Origin of the sequence: Glutamicibacter sp. NPDC087673, from assembly GCF_044743255.1 — a bacterium.
Lineage (GTDB): Bacteria > Actinomycetota > Actinomycetes > Actinomycetales > Micrococcaceae > Glutamicibacter.
Genome location: NZ_JBIUWB010000002.1, coordinates 581,234 through 600,401, shown reverse-complemented (window position 1 = coordinate 600,401; position 19,168 = coordinate 581,234). Strand labels below are relative to the sequence as shown.

Here is a 19,168-nt window from a genome sequence, read left to right as displayed (position 1 = left end):
TTCCTAGCAATGACGTTCACTACCCCGAACGCAGGTGCCGGTTCGCGTGCGAGCCTAGTTGCGGTCCAGGGTATCGGCCAGCATTTGCAGCCCTTGCGCTTCGAAGGATTCATCTCCAACTTCATAAGACCAGACGGCCGTCCCCAGGCCTTCACGTAGTTGCATCATTTTCCATGATAATTCTTCGCGCGGATCATAGCCGTAGCCCTGCAAGAAGGCCTGTTCCAGCTCCGGATGCTCCACCCACTGCTGAACTGAGAGTCGCGCGAAGTCGCTGGAAGCTGGACGGAATTCAAAACGTCCGAAATCAATGACTTTCAGTTTTCCATGGTCTACGAGCCAATTACGGGGCTGCCAGTCGCCATGCGTCGGGACGACAGCCACGGATCTAGGCTCGTAGCTGGTGAACAGGTCCCTGATCTGCCGGCACCGTGAAGCACCGATACGGTGCTTGCGCTCGAGCAGCTGAAGGAATTTTGCCGTCAGCCGGGCTTCGTAGTCATGAGCAACACGCTGCTCTTGATCGTGCAGCAACCTGAGCGCGTGTCCGGCCTGTCGATGCGAATCCGGCGCGTATTCATGTTCTGTCCCTACGCACAGTTCTCCGGGCTGGTAGTCCAGCACTGCCAGGCGGTGCACATCGCTTGAAAAACGCAGCCGCGCGGCCAGCCCAGCTTCGGCAAGTACACTCGTGTACCGGCGATGTGCTTCCAGCTCCCGGATGATGTGATGGTTTCTTTCGCCCGCGGTCTTGAGCACGAAGTGCTTTCCGGCTGCGTCCAAATGGAGGACTTTAATGTCTGTCAGCCCCCAAGACATGTCCGAAACGACTGTTGCCTCTCCGAGCCAGGAACGCACTTGGTGCACTTGGCCCGCATTCAGCAGATCTTCAAGGGCAGGTGACGTCATCGGAAGTTCCTCTCCGCCAACAGTTTTCTGGAAGTGATTCCCGAGTCTAGCAATTGATCTCCAGGCTCCCTGCGGGCGGCGCTAAGCTGAGCGTATGCCACCTTCCTTCGATCCTCATCACGTCTCAGCGAGTTATTCGAGTCTCGCCAGCGCCTATATCGATCTGTTCGCTTCGCCCGAGCAGGCGGAGCTTGAAGACCGGGAGCTGATTGCGGCGTGGGCGGGGCAGCTGGAGGGGCCGGTCCTGGACGCTGGCTGCGGGCCTGGGCATTGGACACAGTTCATCGCCGATGCCCATCGGCCGGCTACAGGCGTTGACCTCGTTCCGGAGTTTCTGGACTTCGCACGGCGCAACTTCCAGAAGCCCGATTTCCTGCGTGCAGACCTGGCGCAGCTGCCGTTCGAAGACCACCATTTTTCCGGGGTGCTCGCCTGGTACTCGGTAATCCATGCTCCTCCAGCCGACCTTCCGCAGCTGTTGGGCGAGTTTGCCCGGGTGCTCAAGCCACGCGGCAAGCTGCTGCTCGGATTCTTTGCTGGGGATCAGCTAGAAGCCTTTGGCCACCAGGTCGCCCCGGCCTGGTATTGGCCGCCCGGGGAATTGGAGCTGCTGTTGGAAATGTCAGGCTTCAGCGTACTGGAGGTTGGCACCCGCACCCGGTCCACGGCCCGCACCCATGGTCAGCTGAGTGCGCAAAAGGATGGTTAAAAACCTGAGACCCAAGGCAATTGCCTTGGGTCTCAGGTGTTCCCGCGATGCGGAACTACTTAGAGATTCGCTTCGACCGGAGCCGAGGTGGATCTGCTAGTTGGCAGCGGCGATCTGGCGCAGTACGTACTGCAACATACTCCCACTACATGGTTGTTTTGGCTGTTCAACAAGAGCAAAGACGATTTGAGCGCCCAAGCTCGACCTGGAGCAACATAACGCCCAAGTTTTTCGAACATGAAGCCCATAGTGCTCGCGAGTAACTACCGTTAAGGCAAAATGTAAACCTACGAATCGGAGTCCCCACCCGCACGGTTGGAGTCCATGAACCATCAATCACCACAATGATCACTACTTCGTCCAAACCGTGAAGTTAGGGAAATGCGAGTCAGTAATAAAGGCAACACTGTGCTTAGCACGTGTAACACCGACGTAGAGAGAGCATGCGGCACTTCCCTCCAGCCAAGGTCCGTCAGCTAAAAATTTTAAGACTTTGGTAGTCGGATAGATCAATACATGGTCCACCGTACGACCCTTGGCTACCCCAAAAGTGAGAAAGGGAAGCTCCAGGTTCTTGGCCACTGATTTGCTATGGCGTAGGCACAACGCCTCGAAACTCTTGGCATACTCGGCAGCATCTGTTTCTCGGACAGTGAAGAGACCTGTATGCGAATGCGACTCAGTTGAGGCAGAAACCGTTCGTTCGTAGCCAAGGTCTGGGTCAAAAATGGAGTCCGAGAATCCCGAAATGACCTGATTTGAACGGTACGTCGTTGGCTTTTGCACGATGTGCAGAAGCTGTTTCCTCTCCATAGCTTGGAACCAATCGAAAATCCTCTCTCTGCGGTATTTCTTGTTCTTTGGATCGCGCACATTGGTTGACAGCAACGCCTGGCGCATGTCACCCACCATCGTGATCTTGGGGCTCGATCGCAATAATGATTCAAGTAGATCCAAATCCCAGCCGCCAAGGTCCTGCACTTCATCGATGTAAATTTCGTCGTAGATGTGCTCCATACGATCAATTACTCGACCTCTACTCGCCGTCATTACATCGTAGGCGAGCTTGGCAAGATGTAATTTATATGCTCGATTATCCTCGTCTAAGAAGCGGGTTACCCCATTGGCAAACCGGCCAGGGTCACCATCGAAATTCAGGCCGGTCAGCCGACGCCCCTCATATAGGAGAGGAAGATAAGGACGAACAAAGTGATTCAGAAGAAAGGAGAACCAACCCATTACCTCTACGCGATTGCTGCGTATGCCCGCCGCTCGAAGCCGAGCGGTCAGCTCTTCTTGACTTGCAGTGGTGTACCCGAGTACGAGGATACGGCGATGTTCCGGACATGACACACAGTCATCGACAATCGACTGAGTCTTGCGGCCGCCAGCTACTGCCAAAAAGGTCCGATTCACGCGAAGTGCTCAATCGCCTGCTGGATATAGAGAGGCATAACCACGTCCTGCGTTGCCTCCAATATTCGCAGCGCTCCTTCGGTCTTATGGTTGCGCATCCAAGTCTCCAAGTTATCTCGTGGCCGCAGCCCCAGAATCGTTCGCATACCTTCGACTCCATTGGCTTGAACGAGTTGTGGTTCAAGAGTCTTGCCGCACTTTGGGTCGCCGACATACATCTGTCGGCTCTCCGCTAGATACTCGCCAAGCCCTTCAAGGATTTCAGAAGGCGGGGTCCCGTCGTTGTCCTGAAGTGCTACAACTTCACGGTCAAGGATCATACAAAGCTCAAGTGCCCGCTTAAACGTAATTCCGTTCATGGAAATGACGTCAATACCGTCAGCCTCGGGATATTTCTGAAACTTATCAAAATAGCCTCGCTTGAAGATCATTTCGTCAGACGGACCTTCGACGAGTACGAGCTTCGTAGCCAGAACGAGACGCAGGGTGTCATATCCGGATAGATGTTTGAAGTACGAAACTGTTTCTTTTTCAAGATCAGTAAGGCGGCTGGTCGTGTCACCTCGCAAGAAGACCAATCTATTAAGACCCAGGCGGTTAAGGACGAAAGAACTATGCGTTGTGATGAACAGCTGCTGGTTCCCACCAGCGAGAGTCTCGATCCGCTGGATCAGCCGCTGGAGACGACTGTGCGCGAGATGGGTTTCAGGCTCCTCGATCAGCACTGATTGAGCAGACTCTGCCCGCCGTTTCATCGCCAATGCCACTTTAATTGACGCCTGTTGTCCTTGCCCTGACATGGCAAATGGAATTTCGTTGACCTGCGGTATGACGCCAGCTTCCCACGAAGCATTCGCAGATTGGTCCATCGTCAATCCCAACGGAGCCTCGTGAAGTACTTCGGACCCTTCCCGCACCTTATTGTTAAGACTGTGTAGCGTCGAAGTTGTCATCTGATGCCGCGATTTTCGGTGGGCCACTGAAATCGCTGCCCGTTCCTTTGATTCGAGGAACGAAGCTAGAATCTCTCGAGTATGGAAGTCAATACCCGCCCGGGAGCGGATTGTACGTGAATCGATCATTGACAGTCCCAAACCAGCCGGTCGGCGACGAAGGGGCATGTCATTGAAATCCGTCCAAGTTGCCTCGAAGTACTCAGTTGGCAGAACATTTGGTCGTCCCGGATCCGCCATGTAGGAATCGAACTCGTCCTCAAATTCAGAGTTGAGGGCCACCTCGAGCTTGACGCCGGGCGAGTCGACTCGCAAGAAATTATGGATTCCGCGCATTCTTTGAATGTCGGGATCGTCGGAATCGAGATAGACTTCGACGGCAATCGATGGCACTACTGCCCTTGGATTAGCGTCGTAGGCGCTGAAATACTCACTCACTAATTGAGTATTGAACCAGTAAGGATTGAGATCCTCGTTCGCCCAACGACCGTCGATCCGCCCGCTAAGGGCCATAGCAATCGCCTCTAACAAGGTCGACTTACCTGCCTCGTTATCACCGATAATGATGTTCATCTTGGGATCTGGTTCAAAGACCAACTGGCGAAATTTGCGGTATCCCTGAACAATGACCTTGCTAATCATGATCTTCCTACGGCTCCAATTGTTTCCGGACCAGTAATGTTCATTGACTCGAGGCCACTCATCTTTCATCTCCTCAGAAAACGCGACGATTTCGCTCGATTCAACCAATAAGCTTCCCTCACGACTGAAAATAAATATCGCTCAAGGCAAAACAGCATATATAAATACTCAGAATTGGAGGCGAAGCGAGATTCAGTCTCCTAATGTCCACACGGCAGTGCTCCTTGGTTCACCTGAGACCTAATAGTTCTCCCACACGTACGCGTAGGTTCGGGCGAACAGCGCCCCCTTGATTGGTAAACTGTAATTCTCCAACGCAGAACGCAGCTCGCGACGCACTTGCTCGTCCCCTGCATCATTTGATGTCCAGCCTGTATAATCCCAGTCGCGTCAGATATCGATAATCGTTTCAGCGATCTTGATGGCAACTTCTTCGAGAGTAGACCCTTCGGTGCTGAGGCCAGATCGAGCCGCAAGCAGTGGGCTTACATCGCGTAGTTCCTCGAAGTTAGTTTGATGAGTGACCGGGATGACTCGATCCGTGGCGAGCAACGCGGAGAGCTCTTTATCGGCAACACCAGCCGAATCCAAACTCTTGAACATTGCGGGAGTTACAAGCACGATGCCGATGCGTGAGTTTCGAAGACCCTCGTCGATCTTCCGGATCAGTGAGGTCCCGAGTACAACGTCTTTCTCGCTGAACCATACGGTCGCGCCCTGAGCTTCCAACAAATCGTGAAGTTCTTTCGCTGCGTCCTTACGGTCGTCCCATGCATGGCACAGAAACAGATCCCGACGGTCTGGAAATTTCTCGGCCTGTCGGATGACCTGTTCGCGAACTGGTGCAAGCGTTCGCTGCTCCGAAATAGTGTAAGACACGGTATGACCAGCAGTCGTGCGTCGCTTACTACTCTTGGTTGATTTCCGTGATATGGGTTGGCCAGTCATGCGTGGGGGCGGCGAATAGTACGACGGCGAATAGTACGACGGCGAACGGTACGAGGATTGGTAGCGGCAGGCGGGGCAGTTTGCGGCCGCGCTAGCTGTTCGGTGGCCCTGGACGGGAGCGGTACATTGCATGAAAGTAATGCTACCTATAGCAACCGACACTTTGACTTTGGATGCTTTTCCTCATGCCCCGCCCTTAAGTAGAATCTACGACTCTGCCGGCTTCGGCGAACTTTCGTTGCGGACTCGGCCCGCAACGGGCATTGTCAGCGTCATGCAATCCCTACTTGAGCAGGTTTGACAGCTCTATCTGTAAGCCCGGACAACATATCAACGCGCCCAAACGCTCCAACGGTGATGCGGCCGCGGTGGGTGCAGATCGTACGCTTCCGAAGTGCCGCCTAGACAGCGTCTCTCCTATTCATAATTTCCGGGGCTTCAGGGATACTTAGTCTGTGACCGACCGGCCGGGAATCTATTTGTTCCCGACCTGTCGCTCCGGCAATGATTCAGGAAATGTAAAGGGCTAATCAATATGACTCTCCTACCCGTATACGACAGCAGAGGATCAGTATCAGGCTGGTACGAGGAAGACCGCCTCTATTCACTCCAAGGAAACGTGATCGGGTGGCTGCGAACTGACGGGGTTTATTCGATTGGCGGCAACCACGTCGGTTGGCTCGAGCGCGGGCATTTCTGGGACTCTCACGGTTGCGTAGTCGCGTGGACACCGGAAGCAAGCGGGGGCCCGGCCAAGCCAGGTCGCGCCGGACTTCCAGGTCGACCAGGCAAGGGTGGGACACCGGGACGTCCTGGTTTTAGCGGACGCATGGGTCGACCAGGACTCTCGAGCGCTTGGAGCAACAAGAACTGGTCTACCTACCTCAGGTAGCCGGTCGCCGTGGGCTGGCAAACCTCGTGGTTCGCCAGCCCACGTTCGCGTGATTCGTGACGGCGCGATTTGAGCATACTCATGGTCCGGGGCAGCGTTAAGGGACCCACAACCAGACGCCAATAAATATCGACGGCTACGTCGCTATGGTATGGAACGTATCCCGTGATCATTGCACACGCTGCCACTCGCATCAATCTCCACTCTTTGAAACCGTTGCAAGCGCTAGCGAACCTAAAGGCTCTTCGCACGAGTGTAAAGATCGCGCAGGGCAGTGTCGGAAAGGTCGATGATTGGCTCATACATGAACGAGTTCACGTGGATGTTCTCCGGCGTCATGAGCACGACGTCATCGAGCGTCCGGAGTGACTCGTCGGTCCCGTGGCCCCGGTTCTTATACGCTTGGAAGAGCGCCTGGGTCTGGTTGCCCGTAATCCCTTCCGTGAACGTCGGGTCGGCAAGGACGACTACCATATGTTGCTCCGCGACGATCCGAGTAGCAATCGACAGCACGATCTTGTTCTCGAAGTTGATGCCTTCGTCTGCAATCAGCGCAACTTCTGCCTGATCGAGCAGCAGGTCGATAACCGGCTTAGTGCCAGCACTCCACGACTTCTTCTTATTACCTGGACGAAATGTCTCGTTAAAGATCCGGTCGAGCTCGGCATTGTCGATACTCGCTGAGTCGGCCTTCCAATGCAACAACGAGGTCAGCTTCAAGTAGTCGGGGTCGTCCTCGCCCTTAGTGTACTCAAGGATGTTACGCACGAACGGCACCGAGGCAATGCGCTGCATGCCGTCGCCAAAGAAGTTCTTCTTGAAGCCATAGATGAACGGGTTCCTCACATGGCTGGCCTGAGTCAAAGCGACCTTCGCCTCGCCCTTCTGGGCCATGAAGCACTTGTTATAGCCAACGACATTCCGGCTAAGAAGCGTGCGGAAGAAATCGAAGTTATGAGTGAGGAGGATGAGTTTGAAGTTTGCGTGATCAGCCATTTCCTTGAGGTACTGGATGATGGCGTACTTGTTCTTGTAATCGAACGAATCGGCAAGGTCATCGATGACGAAGATCGTCTCCCGACCCGTGGCCTTGCGCGTCTCCATCTCGAAGAGGACATTGAGGATGTAAAGCGCCTTCTTCTCGCCGTTGCTAAGCACTGATAACAGATCATCCCGTTCGACACTTGCAGACTCCTGGCCGTCATTAAACTCGAAGACAAGCTTGAGCATGGAGTCCTGGCCGAGGGCCACCTGATACTTGTTCTCTGCACGGAGAGTGAACGGCACGAAGAAGCGCTCGTTGAAGATTTTGATGACCTTGTCCCACTGGGTGCTCTCGGTGGCCGCTTGCTGCTCGATAGCCTTGCGACGCTTCTCCGTATCTTTGTAGCACGTCACGACGCGCAAGAATGCCTCCTCGTGAGCCTTGAAGTACGACTTCCAGACGTCCTGTTGGAATATCTGGATATTGGAGAATTCTGGGAGGAGATCTTCCCGATTTGCAATGAACTCGAAGAACTTTCGTGTGTCTTGATTGCGCTGGACCGCACGTTCGACACCATCCATCTTCTTTCGCAGTGCATCGTCATCACCGATACGCTTCTTTTCTTCAGTGATCAGTGCCTGGAGGTCGGCATTGCTCGTAATCTGGCGGGGCTCATCCTCGCCGTGAAGTAATAGCGAATGCTTCGCGGTGAAGAAGCCGTTGTCACCAAGGCTCTTCGTAATGTTCGTGGCGTTGTAATAGGTAAACGAACTCCGGTTGAAGAACGTGGACTCGTCGAGAAGCTGGTTAAGTCGAGTTACGTACGCAGCCAGCTGTGCCTGAACGTCAGCGCCTTTGAGCGCGGTGGCCACCTTGTCGTTGAAAAGTAGGTCGTGTGGTAGGTCTGCAAACCGAGCGTCCTCGAGCTGTTCAACTTCGTAGGCAACGCGGACAAGTGCGTCGTAAAACTTGTCGTCGCTCTGGGTGAAGACCTTCGAGATCGTCGTGATCACGTCCTGGTTGGTGCCCGCCTGTGCAGTCAATTCCTTGACCAAGGCGTCGCGGGCATCCAGGAGCTCCACCTGGAGCGCTTCGTACTCCTTTCGGAGCTTAGGGTTGACGAGCAGGGTCGAGGTCGACTCCGTCGGGCCGAGCTCTTCGTCGTAAGACAGGACAACTGCGATGTCGCAGGGATCTGGCGACTGGCCGCTCTCGTCAGTGATCGAGCGAGTAGACTCGCGGTCAGGGAAGACTCGGTCGGTGGTCTCCTTGTCCGTGGCGAGGTCTTTGAATGTCCGTGCGAATGACGTCTTCATCGTGCCGTTGGGCGCGTAAATTGCCACTGCATTTCGGTCACCGAATTCGAGTGTCGCATCAAGCGATCGAATGCCGTGACAATTGGTCAACTCGACCTTAAGCTTCTTCATGCCAAAAGTCTATAGTGTCCACACGCTCATTGTTGGCCGTCACTTTATCAGCGTTGGCGCAGAGCACGCCTAATAGTTCTCCCGCACGTAGTCATACGTTCGGTCGAACAACTCTCCCTTGATCGGTAGACTGTAGTCCTTCAAAGCAGAACGCAGTTCGCGACGGACGTGCTTGTCCCCTGCATCGCTGGATGTCCAACCGGTATACGCAACCTGAACAACGATCGAATCGATCCGTAGAGCGATGTCTGGAACGATTTTGTGCAGTCCAGGAGGAGTGTTTTCCTCCACAATTTGTGTGAGCGCTCCTCGTCTCGGATCCGAAATTCGTTCCAGTTCCTCTTCATCGCCCAGCTCCGCGGCGCGATCAGCTGCAACGACATCCTGTGCGATCTTCAGCGCTGCTTCCAGGAACGCCAGCGAGTCTTCGACGTTCTCGATAGCTTTGGCACGCAACTTCTCGATCCGCTCCGCCAATGATTTGTATACAGGGCTATCGCTGTCAGCGAGTCGGCGCTTCAGGCGCGTCTCGATCGAGTCAAGCACTTCCTGGTAGACGTCATCTGATTGAGTATCAGCAGAGCCGTCATCTGGTAGCCTCAGCTGCTCGGCGATCTTCTTCACCAGTGCAAGGCCAGCAGCGTCCAGGGTGACAGTCTTAGAGTGCATTGTCTTCACTGCGACGTCGCTCATATGGCCATGGATCAACGATGTGGTCTTTGCACCGAGGCGCGCCCACAGGAACGCTTTGGAGACTTCCTTGGGTCGGATCGACTCATACACCTTCGCCAGCCAGAAGTACTGGGGCTTGAATGGTTGCAGCATAGGATGCGGTTCTAGGAACTCCCACACCGTCTGCAACGCCACGTAGGTCTCGATGAACACCGTGCGCTGCGAACTACCTTCAGTGATCCTCTCGTGTGCTTCAGCAAGCGACTCGAACGATGAATCGGCGGTGTCGATACCGCTGAATATGTGTAGCAGACGCGTCAGATCAGCAACAAACTTTCCAGCCAGCTTCGAAGCGTCGATAACGTTGACCTCCTCATCCTCACCGCCCTTGACCTGCGGGCCGGCAATGGCATTGCCAATGGCCTTCGCAAGCCCGATGTAGTCAACGACGCGTCCGTAATCTTTGCGCTGGCCGGTAACCGGGTTCTTCCACGGTCGGTTCGGCCGGGTGATCGTCTGGAAGAGGTTCGCGTCCTTGGCTGGCTTATCAAGATACAGCACGCCCTCGATGGGTGCGTTGAATCCAGTCATCCATTTAGCTGTGACGACAATGAACGACATTGGATCGTCGGTCTTCTTGAAACGGCGTTTCAGCGCTTCTTCCTGCTCCGGAGAAAGCATGTACTTTTTGAACGCCTTCGGAGTCTCTTTGGAATCTTTGACGTGCATGACTACGCCGACCTCGCGCAACTGACCATCGGACATAAGAGCGCTGCGGCGCTCCAGCTCCGCTTCGATCGCACGGGCGTAAGCGATGACAAGTTTTTGGTTGTAGGCGACGACCTGCGCCTTCTGCCCCAGCGGCGCAACGAACGTCAGGAAGTGATCAACGATATCGGCACAGACGGCGGCGACGCGCTCCGGATTGGAAAGTATAGTCTCAATGTGCGATGCCTTGCCGGACAGGAAGACTTTTTGATCTTCGTCGAGGTTCTCGTCTGCAGCAAGCTCGTCAAAGGCTTCGTCCAGGGCTTCCTTATCTAGACTGAAGCCGACGGATCGACCTTCAATGATGACTGGCTTGGTAAATCCGTCGGCAATCGACTGTTCGGGCGTGTACCTGGACATGATGAAATCCGGATCGCTTGGATCGCCGAAGAGCTTGAAGGTCGAACGGTCCTTATCCTGAATTGCAGTTCCGGTCGCCCCGAAGAACTTCGCGTTGGGGACGGCCCTACGCCATGCTTTCCCCAGATCACCGTCTTGGGAACGGTGAGCCTCGTCAACGAGGACAACAATATTAGATCGATCGTTCAGGTGCCCGGCCTCGGCGAACTTGTGCACCGTAGTGATGACGACCCCGGGTTCACCGCTACGAAGCAGCGCGAACAATTCCTGACGGCCCGTGGGAACATTCATGCGCGGCATACCGGCGGTCTCGAACATCTCTGCGGTCTGTCGAACTAGATCTTTCCGGTCGGCGATCACGATCACTGTTGGTGACCCGTTGAATCTCTTCGTCACCGCAGGGTCTCGCAGCAGTCGCGCCGCGGCGAATGCCATCAGCTCGGTCTTGCCTGATCCTTGATGGTGCCAGATCAGCCCACCAGGGCGGTCATCGAGGACCTTCTGGTGAATCCCCAGCGCAGCTTCGAACTGTGGATAGCGCGGCAGGAACTTGATGTCGATCTCTGAGGCGTCCCGCGCATGTCGGTACATCACCAGGTCTTTGAGGATCGGAAGAATCGTCTCCGGCCGCAGCAGCAGCCGGGCCGCGCGTTCGACGCGCGCCGGCCCAGTGACGATCTTTGGGTCGTCCTCGGTCGATCCCCACGGTGCCCAGATCTCCGACTCCGGATCCGGGACAGCACGGATCGGGGCCATGCGGAGCTCGAGGCCCTCGGTGGCGACGTTGAAAACGTTCGTCGCGAAGAAGTTCGGGTACTCCTCCTCGTAGACGTCGTGGATGTCCTTCGCGGCGTTTACCCACGAGACTTGCTGCTTCACTGGCGTCTTCGTCTCGGCGACGACAAGCGGGAACCCGTTGACGTAGTACACGATGTCGAACCGACGAGGCTTCACCGCGCCTGCGATGGTAACTTCGTCGGCGACAGTGAGTCGGTTGTTCTCGAGGCATTCGAAATCGATCAACCGGCGGGGTACGTGCTTGCCGTTGATGGTCGGGAACGAATGATCGCCTCGCAACATTACAGTCACCAGCTCATTGGCTGCCACCAGACCGTTATGCGCATCAAGTACGGCCTGGTTAAGCTCGTGGAGCACCAGCTCCGCTGACTCGGGATCGTCGACAAGCTCGGGATTCAGCGCAAGCAGCGCCTCTCGGGCCCAGTCTTCAATGATGACATCGTGCTCATCACGCGGAAGCGCGTTACCGAGGAAGTGCTCCCAGCCAGCTTCTTCGGCCCATTCGAGCAGAGACCGCTGGATCGTGGACGATTCTGTCCATGCCATATCAAGAGATTCCTTCCAGGAGAGCGTTGTACGACTCGGGGATTTCGATCTCGTGGTTGAGGAGAGACGCCAGGAGAGTTGAGCGGAACGTGCGCAGGTGGGCCAATTCGGCTTCGAGGACCTCAGCCTCGGCACGAAGCGCGAGAAGCACCGAGTCAATTTTGGAGCGAGCCTCAACTTCCGGAATGGGAACATTAACGGAGAATAACTCTTTGCGATTGACCTTAGGCATCTTAGTCCGCCCTGACATTTTCACCACCTGCTCAACTACGGGTTCAAAGAGCAATGATTCGCGGAGAAGTGATGCGGACAGGCTACCTTTTGGACGGAGCGGGTAAGCGTCTGCGGAGCACAGTCCGCGAAAGTCTGGTGCACTCACTTTACGGAGCACAGGTCGAATCTTTGAATAGATGACGTCGCCGGGCTCAAAAAGGTACTTGCCACTTATCAGGCCATCTTCTCGCGCACTCCGTGCACCGATGATGCGCCCTGTGTTCTTCTCCATCGAGTCCACACCAACGTGAAGTAGCGACGCGTATTCTTCCAATCGTGGATCTACGAGGCCAGCGCGTATGTCACAAACCTCGTTCAGCGGGACGCGTGGCGCTGAAGACAAGAAGTCATTGCGTATGGCTGAGAGCAGGCCCCAAGTCTGTGCAGTTTCTTCCTCCAGCGCCTCGATCTGCGCGTCTGCTGCGGCCATGACATCGATGATGCGACGCTGTTCAGCTAGAGTCGGGAGGGTCACTTCGATCTGAGCAAATGCCTTGAACGGAAGGCTCCGACGCCGGTTGATGGAACCTTGGGCTCGGCGTGAGTATTCAGTCAGCATACCGGGCTGACGAACTAGGAGTTCTGCGTATTCCGGCACGCAGTCAGTCGCGACGAACCGCATCGTGGTGTACATCGGGCTGATGACACCCCGCTCGCCAAGGTTGTTTCGCGCTATCGACCCTTCATCAATGTGAATGGTTGAGAAGGCCCACTCCCCTGGCTCCACGACCTTATAGCCGTCCAACTTCGATGATGCAATTCGCTTGTCAAAGTATTCGTCGGCACGGACGAAGCCATCGTACTTCGAAAGGCTCATCACCGTGGGTTCATCAACGTGAACGCCCAGTTTGGCGTTGTCCACAGCAAAAAGCGCTCCCAGCGTAGTCTGCTCCCATTCACTCACTGGGCACCTCAAACATGCTCAAGTCGATGCCTGCCGCAGCGAGGCGCTCGAACATTACCGCTTCGGTGTCGATGCGGTGCTGGCGTGCGTCGGCGTAGGCGACGAGCACAGTACCCAGGTCTGCGATCTCCTCGGCAGCGACTTTGATGTATCGACCAATGTTGAGGTCGAAGCCGTTCGCCTCGATTTCGGCTAATGGGACGAGTCGTACGTTCGCGCCTGCCTCGCCATCAGGATCGTTGCCAGTCCGGTATGCCTCAACGAGCGTATTAACGTCGTCCGACGACATGACATTCTGGTTCTTGCCCTTAACGAAGCGGGCCGAGCCGTCGACGAAGAGGACATGGCTCTTCCGCTCCGCGGGCTTCTGGTCACGGAAGATCAGCAGGCACGCCGGGATCGAGGTCGAGTAAAACAGGTTTGGCGGCAGTCCGACCACAGCCTCCAGTAGGTCCTTCTCTATGAGCCGCTGCCGAATCTTCGCCTCGGCCCCGCCGCGGAACAGCACACCGTGCGGCATGACGACACCCACTCGGCCGGTGCCGGGGCTCATTGACGAGACCATGTGCTGCACGAACGCGAAGTCACCGTTCTGGGCCGGCGGTACTCCGAACCTGGCCCGCGGGTCCGTGGCCCATAAATCGGCTCCCCAATTCGTCAGCGAGAACGGTGGATTGGCGATCACCGCGTCAAATGTACGGACTGCGCCCGCTGTGTCCTTGAACGCCGGCTTACGAAGGGTGTCTCCCCGCTTGATATCGAAGTCTTCGATCTCATGCAGGAACAAGTTCATCCGCGCAATCGACGCGGTGGTCAGGTTGATCTCCTGGCCGTAGACCCTCAGAGTGCGGTGGTCCTTGCCGGACTCCCGCAGTTGATTAATCGTGGCGACGAGCATGCCTCCCGAACCGCAGGTCGGGTCGTACACGGATTCGCCGGGCTCCGGCTGGAGGATCCCGACAAGAAGATTGACCACCTCGCGGGGCGTGAAGAACTCCCCCGCCTTCTTGCCGGACTCGTCAGCAAAGTTCTTCAGAAGGTACTCGTACCCAGCACCGAGCAAATCGTGAGAAACAGTCGAAGGATCGAGCTTGATCCGATTAAATGCCTTGATCAGCGCGAGCAAGGCCGAGACCGGGATACGCTCCTCGTTACCCCAAACCGCGTCGCCGAACACCCCAGCCAGAGTCCTCGGGTTCGCCTTCTGGATCCGTTGGAAGTTCTTCGCGATCTCAGAGCCGAGGTTCACGACCGTTCCGGTGACTTCGCTCCACAGGGTGCCAGTGGGCATCTCGAAGCGGTGGAAGTCGGCCTCGATCTCGTCGTCGAGGTCGTCGCCGTACTCGTCGAGTGCCTCATTATGCTCGTAGACCCAGGTGTCGCTGATCCACTTCCAAAACAGCATCGGGAATACGTAAGTCTTGAAGTCGGCCGGGTCGACTGGGCCGCGGAGTGCGTTAGCCGCGTCCCATAGCCGGGATTCGAGCTCTTGCTGGGTGATCGTCACAGTGTGGAGGTCTTTCGCTAGATTTAGTACTTCTAATTATGGACGAAAGCGCCGACATTACATGGAAATTCAGCGGCCCAAAACATCGTTATCGCCCTCGGCCTAGAACCATGCACACAGAAGCGGCCCGCCAGGACAATGCCTGACGGGCCGCATCTGTGAGACTCTAGAGCGATAACCGCAGATACTTTATCAACGGTCGAATCAATTCATGTTCGAGCCGATTAGTTACTACCGGCAATTTGCCGAAGTACGTACTGCAGGATGCCACCGTTGCGGTAGTAGTCAGCTTCACCTGGGGTGTCGATGCGCAGAACTGCGTCGAACTCGGTAACCTTGCCGTCTTGTGCGGTTGCGGTAACCTTCAGGGTCTTCGGGGTGGTGCCGTTGTTCAGCTCGGTCACGCCGGAGACAGCGAAGGTCTCGGTACCGGTCAGACCCAGCGAATCAGCGGATTCGCCCTCTGGGAACTGCAGCGGCAGAACGCCCATGCCGATCAGGTTCGAGCGGTGGATACGCTCGAATGATTCGGTGATGACGGCCTTGACGCCCAGCAATGCGGTGCCCTTGGCAGCCCAGTCACGCGAGGAGCCCGAGCCGTATTCCTTGCCGCCAAGAACGACCAGCGGGGTGCCGGCAGCCTTGTAGTTCTCTGCAGCGTCGTAGACGTAAGCCTGCGGAGCATCAGCCTGGGTGAAGTCGCGGGTGAAGCCACCCTCGACGCCGTCCAGCAGCTGGTTCTTGATGCGGATGTTGGCGAAGGTACCGCGGATCATGACTTCGTGGTTGCCACGGCGCGAGCCGTAGGAGTTGAAGTCCTTGCGATCCACGCCGTTCTCGATCAGGTAGCGGCCAGCCGGGGTTTCCGACTTGAACGAACCTGCAGGCGAGATGTGGTCGGTGGTCACCGAGTCGCCCAGCTTCAGCAGCACGCGAGCGCCGCTGATGTCCTGGACTGGCTGCGGCTCGGCGGTCATGCCGTCGAAGTACGGTGCCTTGCGTGCGTAGGTCGACTTCTCGTCCCATGCGAAGGTCGAACCCTCCGGGGTGTCCAGCGCCTTCCAGCGAGCGTCCCCTTCGAAGACTCCGTCGTAGCCCTTGGCGAACATTTCCTTGTCGATCGACGAGTCAATGATTTCCTGGACCTCGACAGGCGATGGCCAGATGTCCTTCAGGAAGACATCGTTGCCCTCGGCGTCCTGGCCCAGTGCGTCGGTCTCGAAGTCGAAGTCCATGGTGCCAGCCAGTGCGTAGGCGATGACCAGTGGCGGGGAAGCCAGGTAGTTCATCTTCACGTCTGGGTTGATGCGGCCTTCGAAGTTGCGGTTACCCGAAAGAACTGCGGTAGCTGCGAGGTCGTTGGCGTTGATGGCCTCGGAGATCTCGGCATCCAGTGGACCGGAGTTGCCGATGCACGTTGCGCAACCGTAGCCCACAACGAAGAAGCCGAGCTTCTCCAGGTATGGCAGCAGGCCGGACTTCTCGTAGTACTCGGTAACGACCTTCGAGCCTGGCGCGACCGAAGTCTTGACCCATGGCTTGGAGGTCAGGCCCTTGTCAGCTGCGTTGCGAGCCAGTACGGCTGCGGCCAGCATGACCGAAGGGTTGGAGGTGTTGGTGCACGAGGTGATCGAAGCGATCGAAACCAGGCCGTGGTCCAGGGTGAACTGGGTGCCATCTTCCTTGGTGACATCGACGGCTACCGACGGGCGGCCAGCGCCCTGGGTGTCGTCGGCGTTCGATACGTAGTTGTGCAGGTCCTTGCGGAACTGTTCCTTCGAGGAAGACAGCTCGATGCGGTCCTGTGGACGCTTCGGGCCGGCGATCGATGGAACCACGGTCGACAGATCCAGCTCGAGGTATTCCGAGAAACGGATCTCGCGGCTTGGATCGTGCCACATGCCCTGTTCCTTGGCGTAAGCCTCGACCAGTGCCACGTTCTCGTCGCTGCGGCCGGTCAGGCGCAGGTAGTCGAGGGTGACATCGTCGATCGGGAACATCGCGGCAGTGGAGCCGAATTCTGGGGACATGTTGCCGATGGTTGCACGGTTGGCCAGTGGCACTGCTGCCACGCCTTCGCCGTAGAACTCAACGAACTTGCCAACAACGCCGTGCTTGCGCAGCATTTCGGTGATGGTCAGCACCACGTCGGTTGCGGTGGCGCCAGCTGGGATCGAGCCAGCCAGCTTGAAGCCGACAACGCGTGGGATCAGCATGGAGACAGGCTGGCCGAGCATTGCTGCCTCGGCTTCGATGCCGCCAACGCCCCAACCCAGCACGCCCAGGCCGTTGACCATGGTGGTGTGGGAGTCGGTGCCTACGCAGCTATCCGGGTAAGCGCGCAGTACGCCGTTGACCTCGCGGGTCATGACGGTGCGTGCCAGGTACTCGATGTTGACCTGGTGCACGATACCGGTGCCCGGTGGGACGACCTTGAAGTCATCGAATGCAGTCTGGCCCCAGCGCAGGAACTGGTAACGCTCGCCGTTGCGCTGGTACTCGATCTCCATGTTGCGCTCGACAGCGCCTTCGAAACCGAAGGTGTCGATCTGCACGGAGTGGTCGATGACCATTTCGGCTGGTGCCAGCGGGTTAACGCGGGTTGGGTCACCGCCGAGGTCCTTGACGGCCTCGCGCATGGTTGCCAAGTCAACGACACAAGGCACGCCGGTGAAGTCCTGCATCAGCACACGTGCAGGGGTGAACTGGATTTCGGTGTTCGGCTGAGCCGAAGCATCCCACTGACCCAGTGCATTGATGTGCTCGTTGGTTACGTTCGCGCCGTCTTCGGTGCGAAGCAGGTTCTCAAGAAGAACCTTAAGGCTGTAAGGAAGGCTGTCCGAGCCTTCAACCGTATTTAGTCGGTAAATTTCGTATTCGGTTCCATTGACGTCAAGTACGCCCTTGGCACCGAAGCTGTCCACATTGCTCACGTGGGACTCCTCTCGCCAGACACTCATTCTGTTGCACACGCACACTGTAATTCCAGTTAGGAGTTCCTAACTGAGATAGTCAGGCTCCTAGCGTGGCAGAGCTAAAAACAGTCTATCGCCTAAGCTCATAAAAAGACTCCTCGGAATAAATTTTCATCCGAATTCGTGTCTAATCGGACAATTTCAGGTGTTTAACGGCGCACGAAGAGCCCGATGGACTCCATATGGTGGGTATGCGGGTACAAATCGTGAATCTCCATATGCTCTAATTCGTAGCCGCGTCCCATCAAACGCGCGGTATCACGGGCGAAAGCCGCAGGGTCGCAGGACACGTAACAAATCCGGGATGCAGCAATGGAAGCCAGCTCCGCAGCCACCTGCTTATCGATCCCGGTGCGGGGCGGGTCAAGTACCACGGCGTCCAGGGAGGCATCCCCGGCGACCTGCCGTAACACTCGCTCAACACGGCCTCGGATCACCGTGGCCTGCGAATAGGAGCGCAGATTCTTCTTCGCATCGGCATGCGTGCCCGGAGCGCCTTCAATTGAGAAGACCCGGCCCTGGGAGCCAACTGCCTTAGCCAACGGGACGGAGAACAAGCCAGCACCCGCATAGAGGTCGGCGATTTGCTCGCCAGCGGCTGGCTCGGTCAGTTCAACTACGCGCTGGGAAAGCAGGCTGGCCGCCTCTCGATGCACCTGCCAGAATCCTTCACCGGTAATCCGGAACTTCTCCCCCAGTACCTTTTCGGTCAGGAACGCCGAACCGGCCAACGTCTGCAAGCTGCCTTTGCCGTCAGCCGCCGAGCCGCCCCGCTGGCTGAAAGCGGCGACATTGACACCCTCCGGGAACTGCTTTGCCACCTTTGCCGCGGCGCCGGCATTTGCTTCGGCCAGCAGGATCAGCACGGTCTGGTCATCCTGGCTGGATACCGCGGCCTCGACACGCTCGATTCCGCTGTAGTCCACAGAGTACAAGCCGGTGGCCTCGATAGCCGGATGGGCCAAGGGCATCTGCGCGATGCCGGTCAACTGGTTGCTGCGGAATGCGCTCATCGCGAGCTTGCCCTGGGCGTCCACCGAATAGGACATCCGGGTACGCCAGCCCAGGCCGTCGGCCGCGCCCTTGACCGCTTGCACCGCAGGGAAGTTGTAGTCCTCAGCCTTCAGGCCGCCCAGACGGGTCATCTGTTCGGCAGCAACCTGCGACTTCAGCTCACGCTGGTGTTCAAGGGTGATGTGGCCGAACTCTGCGCCACCCACCGGGTCACGATGCTTCAGGGCATCAGCGGCATCCCAGAAGTGGGGCACGCGGTGCTCGCTGGCTTCGAGCACCTCGGCGACGTCGGCACGCCAGAATTTGGCCTCCGGCGCACTGTCCGTCAGGCGCACATTCACCAGCTCTCCGGGAATGCCGTGGCGCACGAAGATCACGCGGCCCTCATGGCGGGCGACGGTGTGGCCGCCATGGGCAATCTTGCCCAGGAGGACGGTGAGCATTGGTATTTCAGTCATCGATCTTGTCTT

General features: G+C 56.9%; 12 protein-coding genes. 2 read left to right on the top strand and 10 right to left on the bottom strand.

What is annotated here, in order from left to right; all coding sequences use genetic code 11:
- Window positions 1–54: 54 nt before the first annotated feature.
- Complete coding sequence (locus tag ACIOTL_RS07135) at window positions 55–909, bottom strand: phosphotransferase (RefSeq protein ID WP_400342223.1); 855 nt, start codon at window positions 907–909, stop codon at window positions 55–57.
- A 94-nt stretch (window positions 910–1,003) separates the two neighbouring features.
- On the opposite strand from ACIOTL_RS07135, the gene ACIOTL_RS07130 reads away from it, so the two are divergent.
- Window positions 1,004–1,618 (top strand): class I SAM-dependent methyltransferase, encoded by a 615-nt coding sequence (locus ACIOTL_RS07130; protein ID WP_400342222.1) that lies wholly within the window; start codon window positions 1,004–1,006, stop codon window positions 1,616–1,618.
- A gap of 351 nt (window positions 1,619–1,969) precedes the next feature.
- On the opposite strand, the gene ACIOTL_RS07125 is transcribed toward ACIOTL_RS07130, so the two are convergent.
- The 3 genes from ACIOTL_RS07125 to ACIOTL_RS07115 form a co-directional block, all read right to left on the bottom strand.
- Window positions 1,970–3,034 carry a UvrD-helicase domain-containing protein gene (locus ACIOTL_RS07125; RefSeq protein WP_400342220.1) on the bottom strand — a complete coding sequence of 355 codons (1,065 nt, stop codon included), beginning with the start codon at window positions 3,032–3,034 and terminating at the stop codon, window positions 1,970–1,972.
- Window positions 3,031–4,629 carry an ATP-dependent nuclease gene (locus ACIOTL_RS07120; RefSeq protein WP_400342219.1) on the bottom strand — a complete coding sequence of 533 codons (1,599 nt, stop codon included), beginning with the start codon at window positions 4,627–4,629 and terminating at the stop codon, window positions 3,031–3,033. Before ACIOTL_RS07120 ends, ACIOTL_RS07125 begins: the two co-directional genes overlap by 4 nt.
- Before the next feature lie 390 nt (window positions 4,630–5,019).
- The gene (locus ACIOTL_RS07115) at window positions 5,020–5,508 is read right to left on the bottom strand and encodes a toll/interleukin-1 receptor domain-containing protein (protein ID WP_400342218.1); all 489 of its coding nucleotides are present in this window, start codon (window positions 5,506–5,508) and stop codon (window positions 5,020–5,022) included.
- Window positions 5,509–6,112: 604 nt separating this feature from the next.
- Between ACIOTL_RS07115 and ACIOTL_RS07110 the strand changes: the two genes are divergently transcribed.
- The gene (locus tag ACIOTL_RS07110) at window positions 6,113–6,469 is read left to right on the top strand and encodes a 4-fold beta flower protein (protein ID WP_400342217.1); all 357 of its coding nucleotides are present in this window, start codon (window positions 6,113–6,115) and stop codon (window positions 6,467–6,469) included.
- Window positions 6,470–6,703: 234 nt separating this feature from the next.
- On the opposite strand, the gene ACIOTL_RS07105 is transcribed toward ACIOTL_RS07110, so the two are convergent.
- From ACIOTL_RS07105 to ACIOTL_RS07080, 6 genes are all read right to left on the bottom strand, one after another.
- Complete coding sequence (locus ACIOTL_RS07105) at window positions 6,704–8,881, bottom strand: hypothetical protein (protein ID WP_400342216.1); 2,178 nt, start codon at window positions 8,879–8,881, stop codon at window positions 6,704–6,706.
- A gap of 69 nt (window positions 8,882–8,950) precedes the next feature.
- The gene (locus ACIOTL_RS07100; RefSeq protein ID WP_400342215.1) at window positions 8,951–12,025 is read right to left on the bottom strand and encodes a type I restriction endonuclease subunit R; all 3,075 of its coding nucleotides are present in this window, start codon (window positions 12,023–12,025) and stop codon (window positions 8,951–8,953) included.
- Window position 12,026: 1 nt separating this feature from the next.
- On the bottom strand, window positions 12,027–13,202 hold the full coding sequence (locus ACIOTL_RS07095) for a hypothetical protein (protein WP_400342213.1): 1,176 nt from the start codon (window positions 13,200–13,202) through the stop codon (window positions 12,027–12,029).
- Window positions 13,195–14,709, bottom strand: coding sequence for an N-6 DNA methylase (locus ACIOTL_RS07090; protein ID WP_400342212.1), 1,515 nt, complete (start codon window positions 14,707–14,709; stop codon window positions 13,195–13,197). Before ACIOTL_RS07090 ends, ACIOTL_RS07095 begins: the two co-directional genes overlap by 8 nt.
- A gap of 224 nt (window positions 14,710–14,933) precedes the next feature.
- Window positions 14,934–17,669 (bottom strand): aconitate hydratase AcnA, encoded by a 2,736-nt coding sequence (gene acnA / locus ACIOTL_RS07085; RefSeq protein ID WP_400342211.1) that lies wholly within the window; start codon window positions 17,667–17,669, stop codon window positions 14,934–14,936.
- 164 nt (window positions 17,670–17,833) lie between these two features.
- Window positions 17,834–19,156, bottom strand: coding sequence for a class I SAM-dependent RNA methyltransferase (locus ACIOTL_RS07080; RefSeq protein ID WP_388022412.1), 1,323 nt, complete (start codon window positions 19,154–19,156; stop codon window positions 17,834–17,836).
- Window positions 19,157–19,168 lie beyond the last annotated feature (12 nt).

Coding starts and splice junctions, on each gene's coding strand:
- ACIOTL_RS07120 (WP_400342219.1), bottom strand. CDS start 4,629: ATGATTAGCAAGGTCATTGTTCAGGGATACCGCAAATTTCGCCAGTTG.
- ACIOTL_RS07105 (WP_400342216.1), bottom strand. CDS start 8,881: ATGAAGAAGCTTAAGGTCGAGTTGACCAATTGTCACGGCATTCGATCG.
- ACIOTL_RS07110 (WP_400342217.1), top strand. CDS start 6,113: ATGACTCTCCTACCCGTATACGACAGCAGAGGATCAGTATCAGGCTGG.
- ACIOTL_RS07100 (WP_400342215.1), bottom strand. CDS start 12,025: ATGGCATGGACAGAATCGTCCACGATCCAGCGGTCTCTGCTCGAATGG.
- acnA (WP_400342211.1), bottom strand. CDS start 17,669: ATGAGTGTCTGGCGAGAGGAGTCCCACGTGAGCAATGTGGACAGCTTC.
- ACIOTL_RS07135 (WP_400342223.1), bottom strand. CDS start 909: ATGACGTCACCTGCCCTTGAAGATCTGCTGAATGCGGGCCAAGTGCAC.
- ACIOTL_RS07130 (WP_400342222.1), top strand. CDS start 1,004: ATGCCACCTTCCTTCGATCCTCATCACGTCTCAGCGAGTTATTCGAGT.
- ACIOTL_RS07080 (WP_388022412.1), bottom strand. CDS start 19,156: ATGACTGAAATACCAATGCTCACCGTCCTCCTGGGCAAGATTGCCCAT.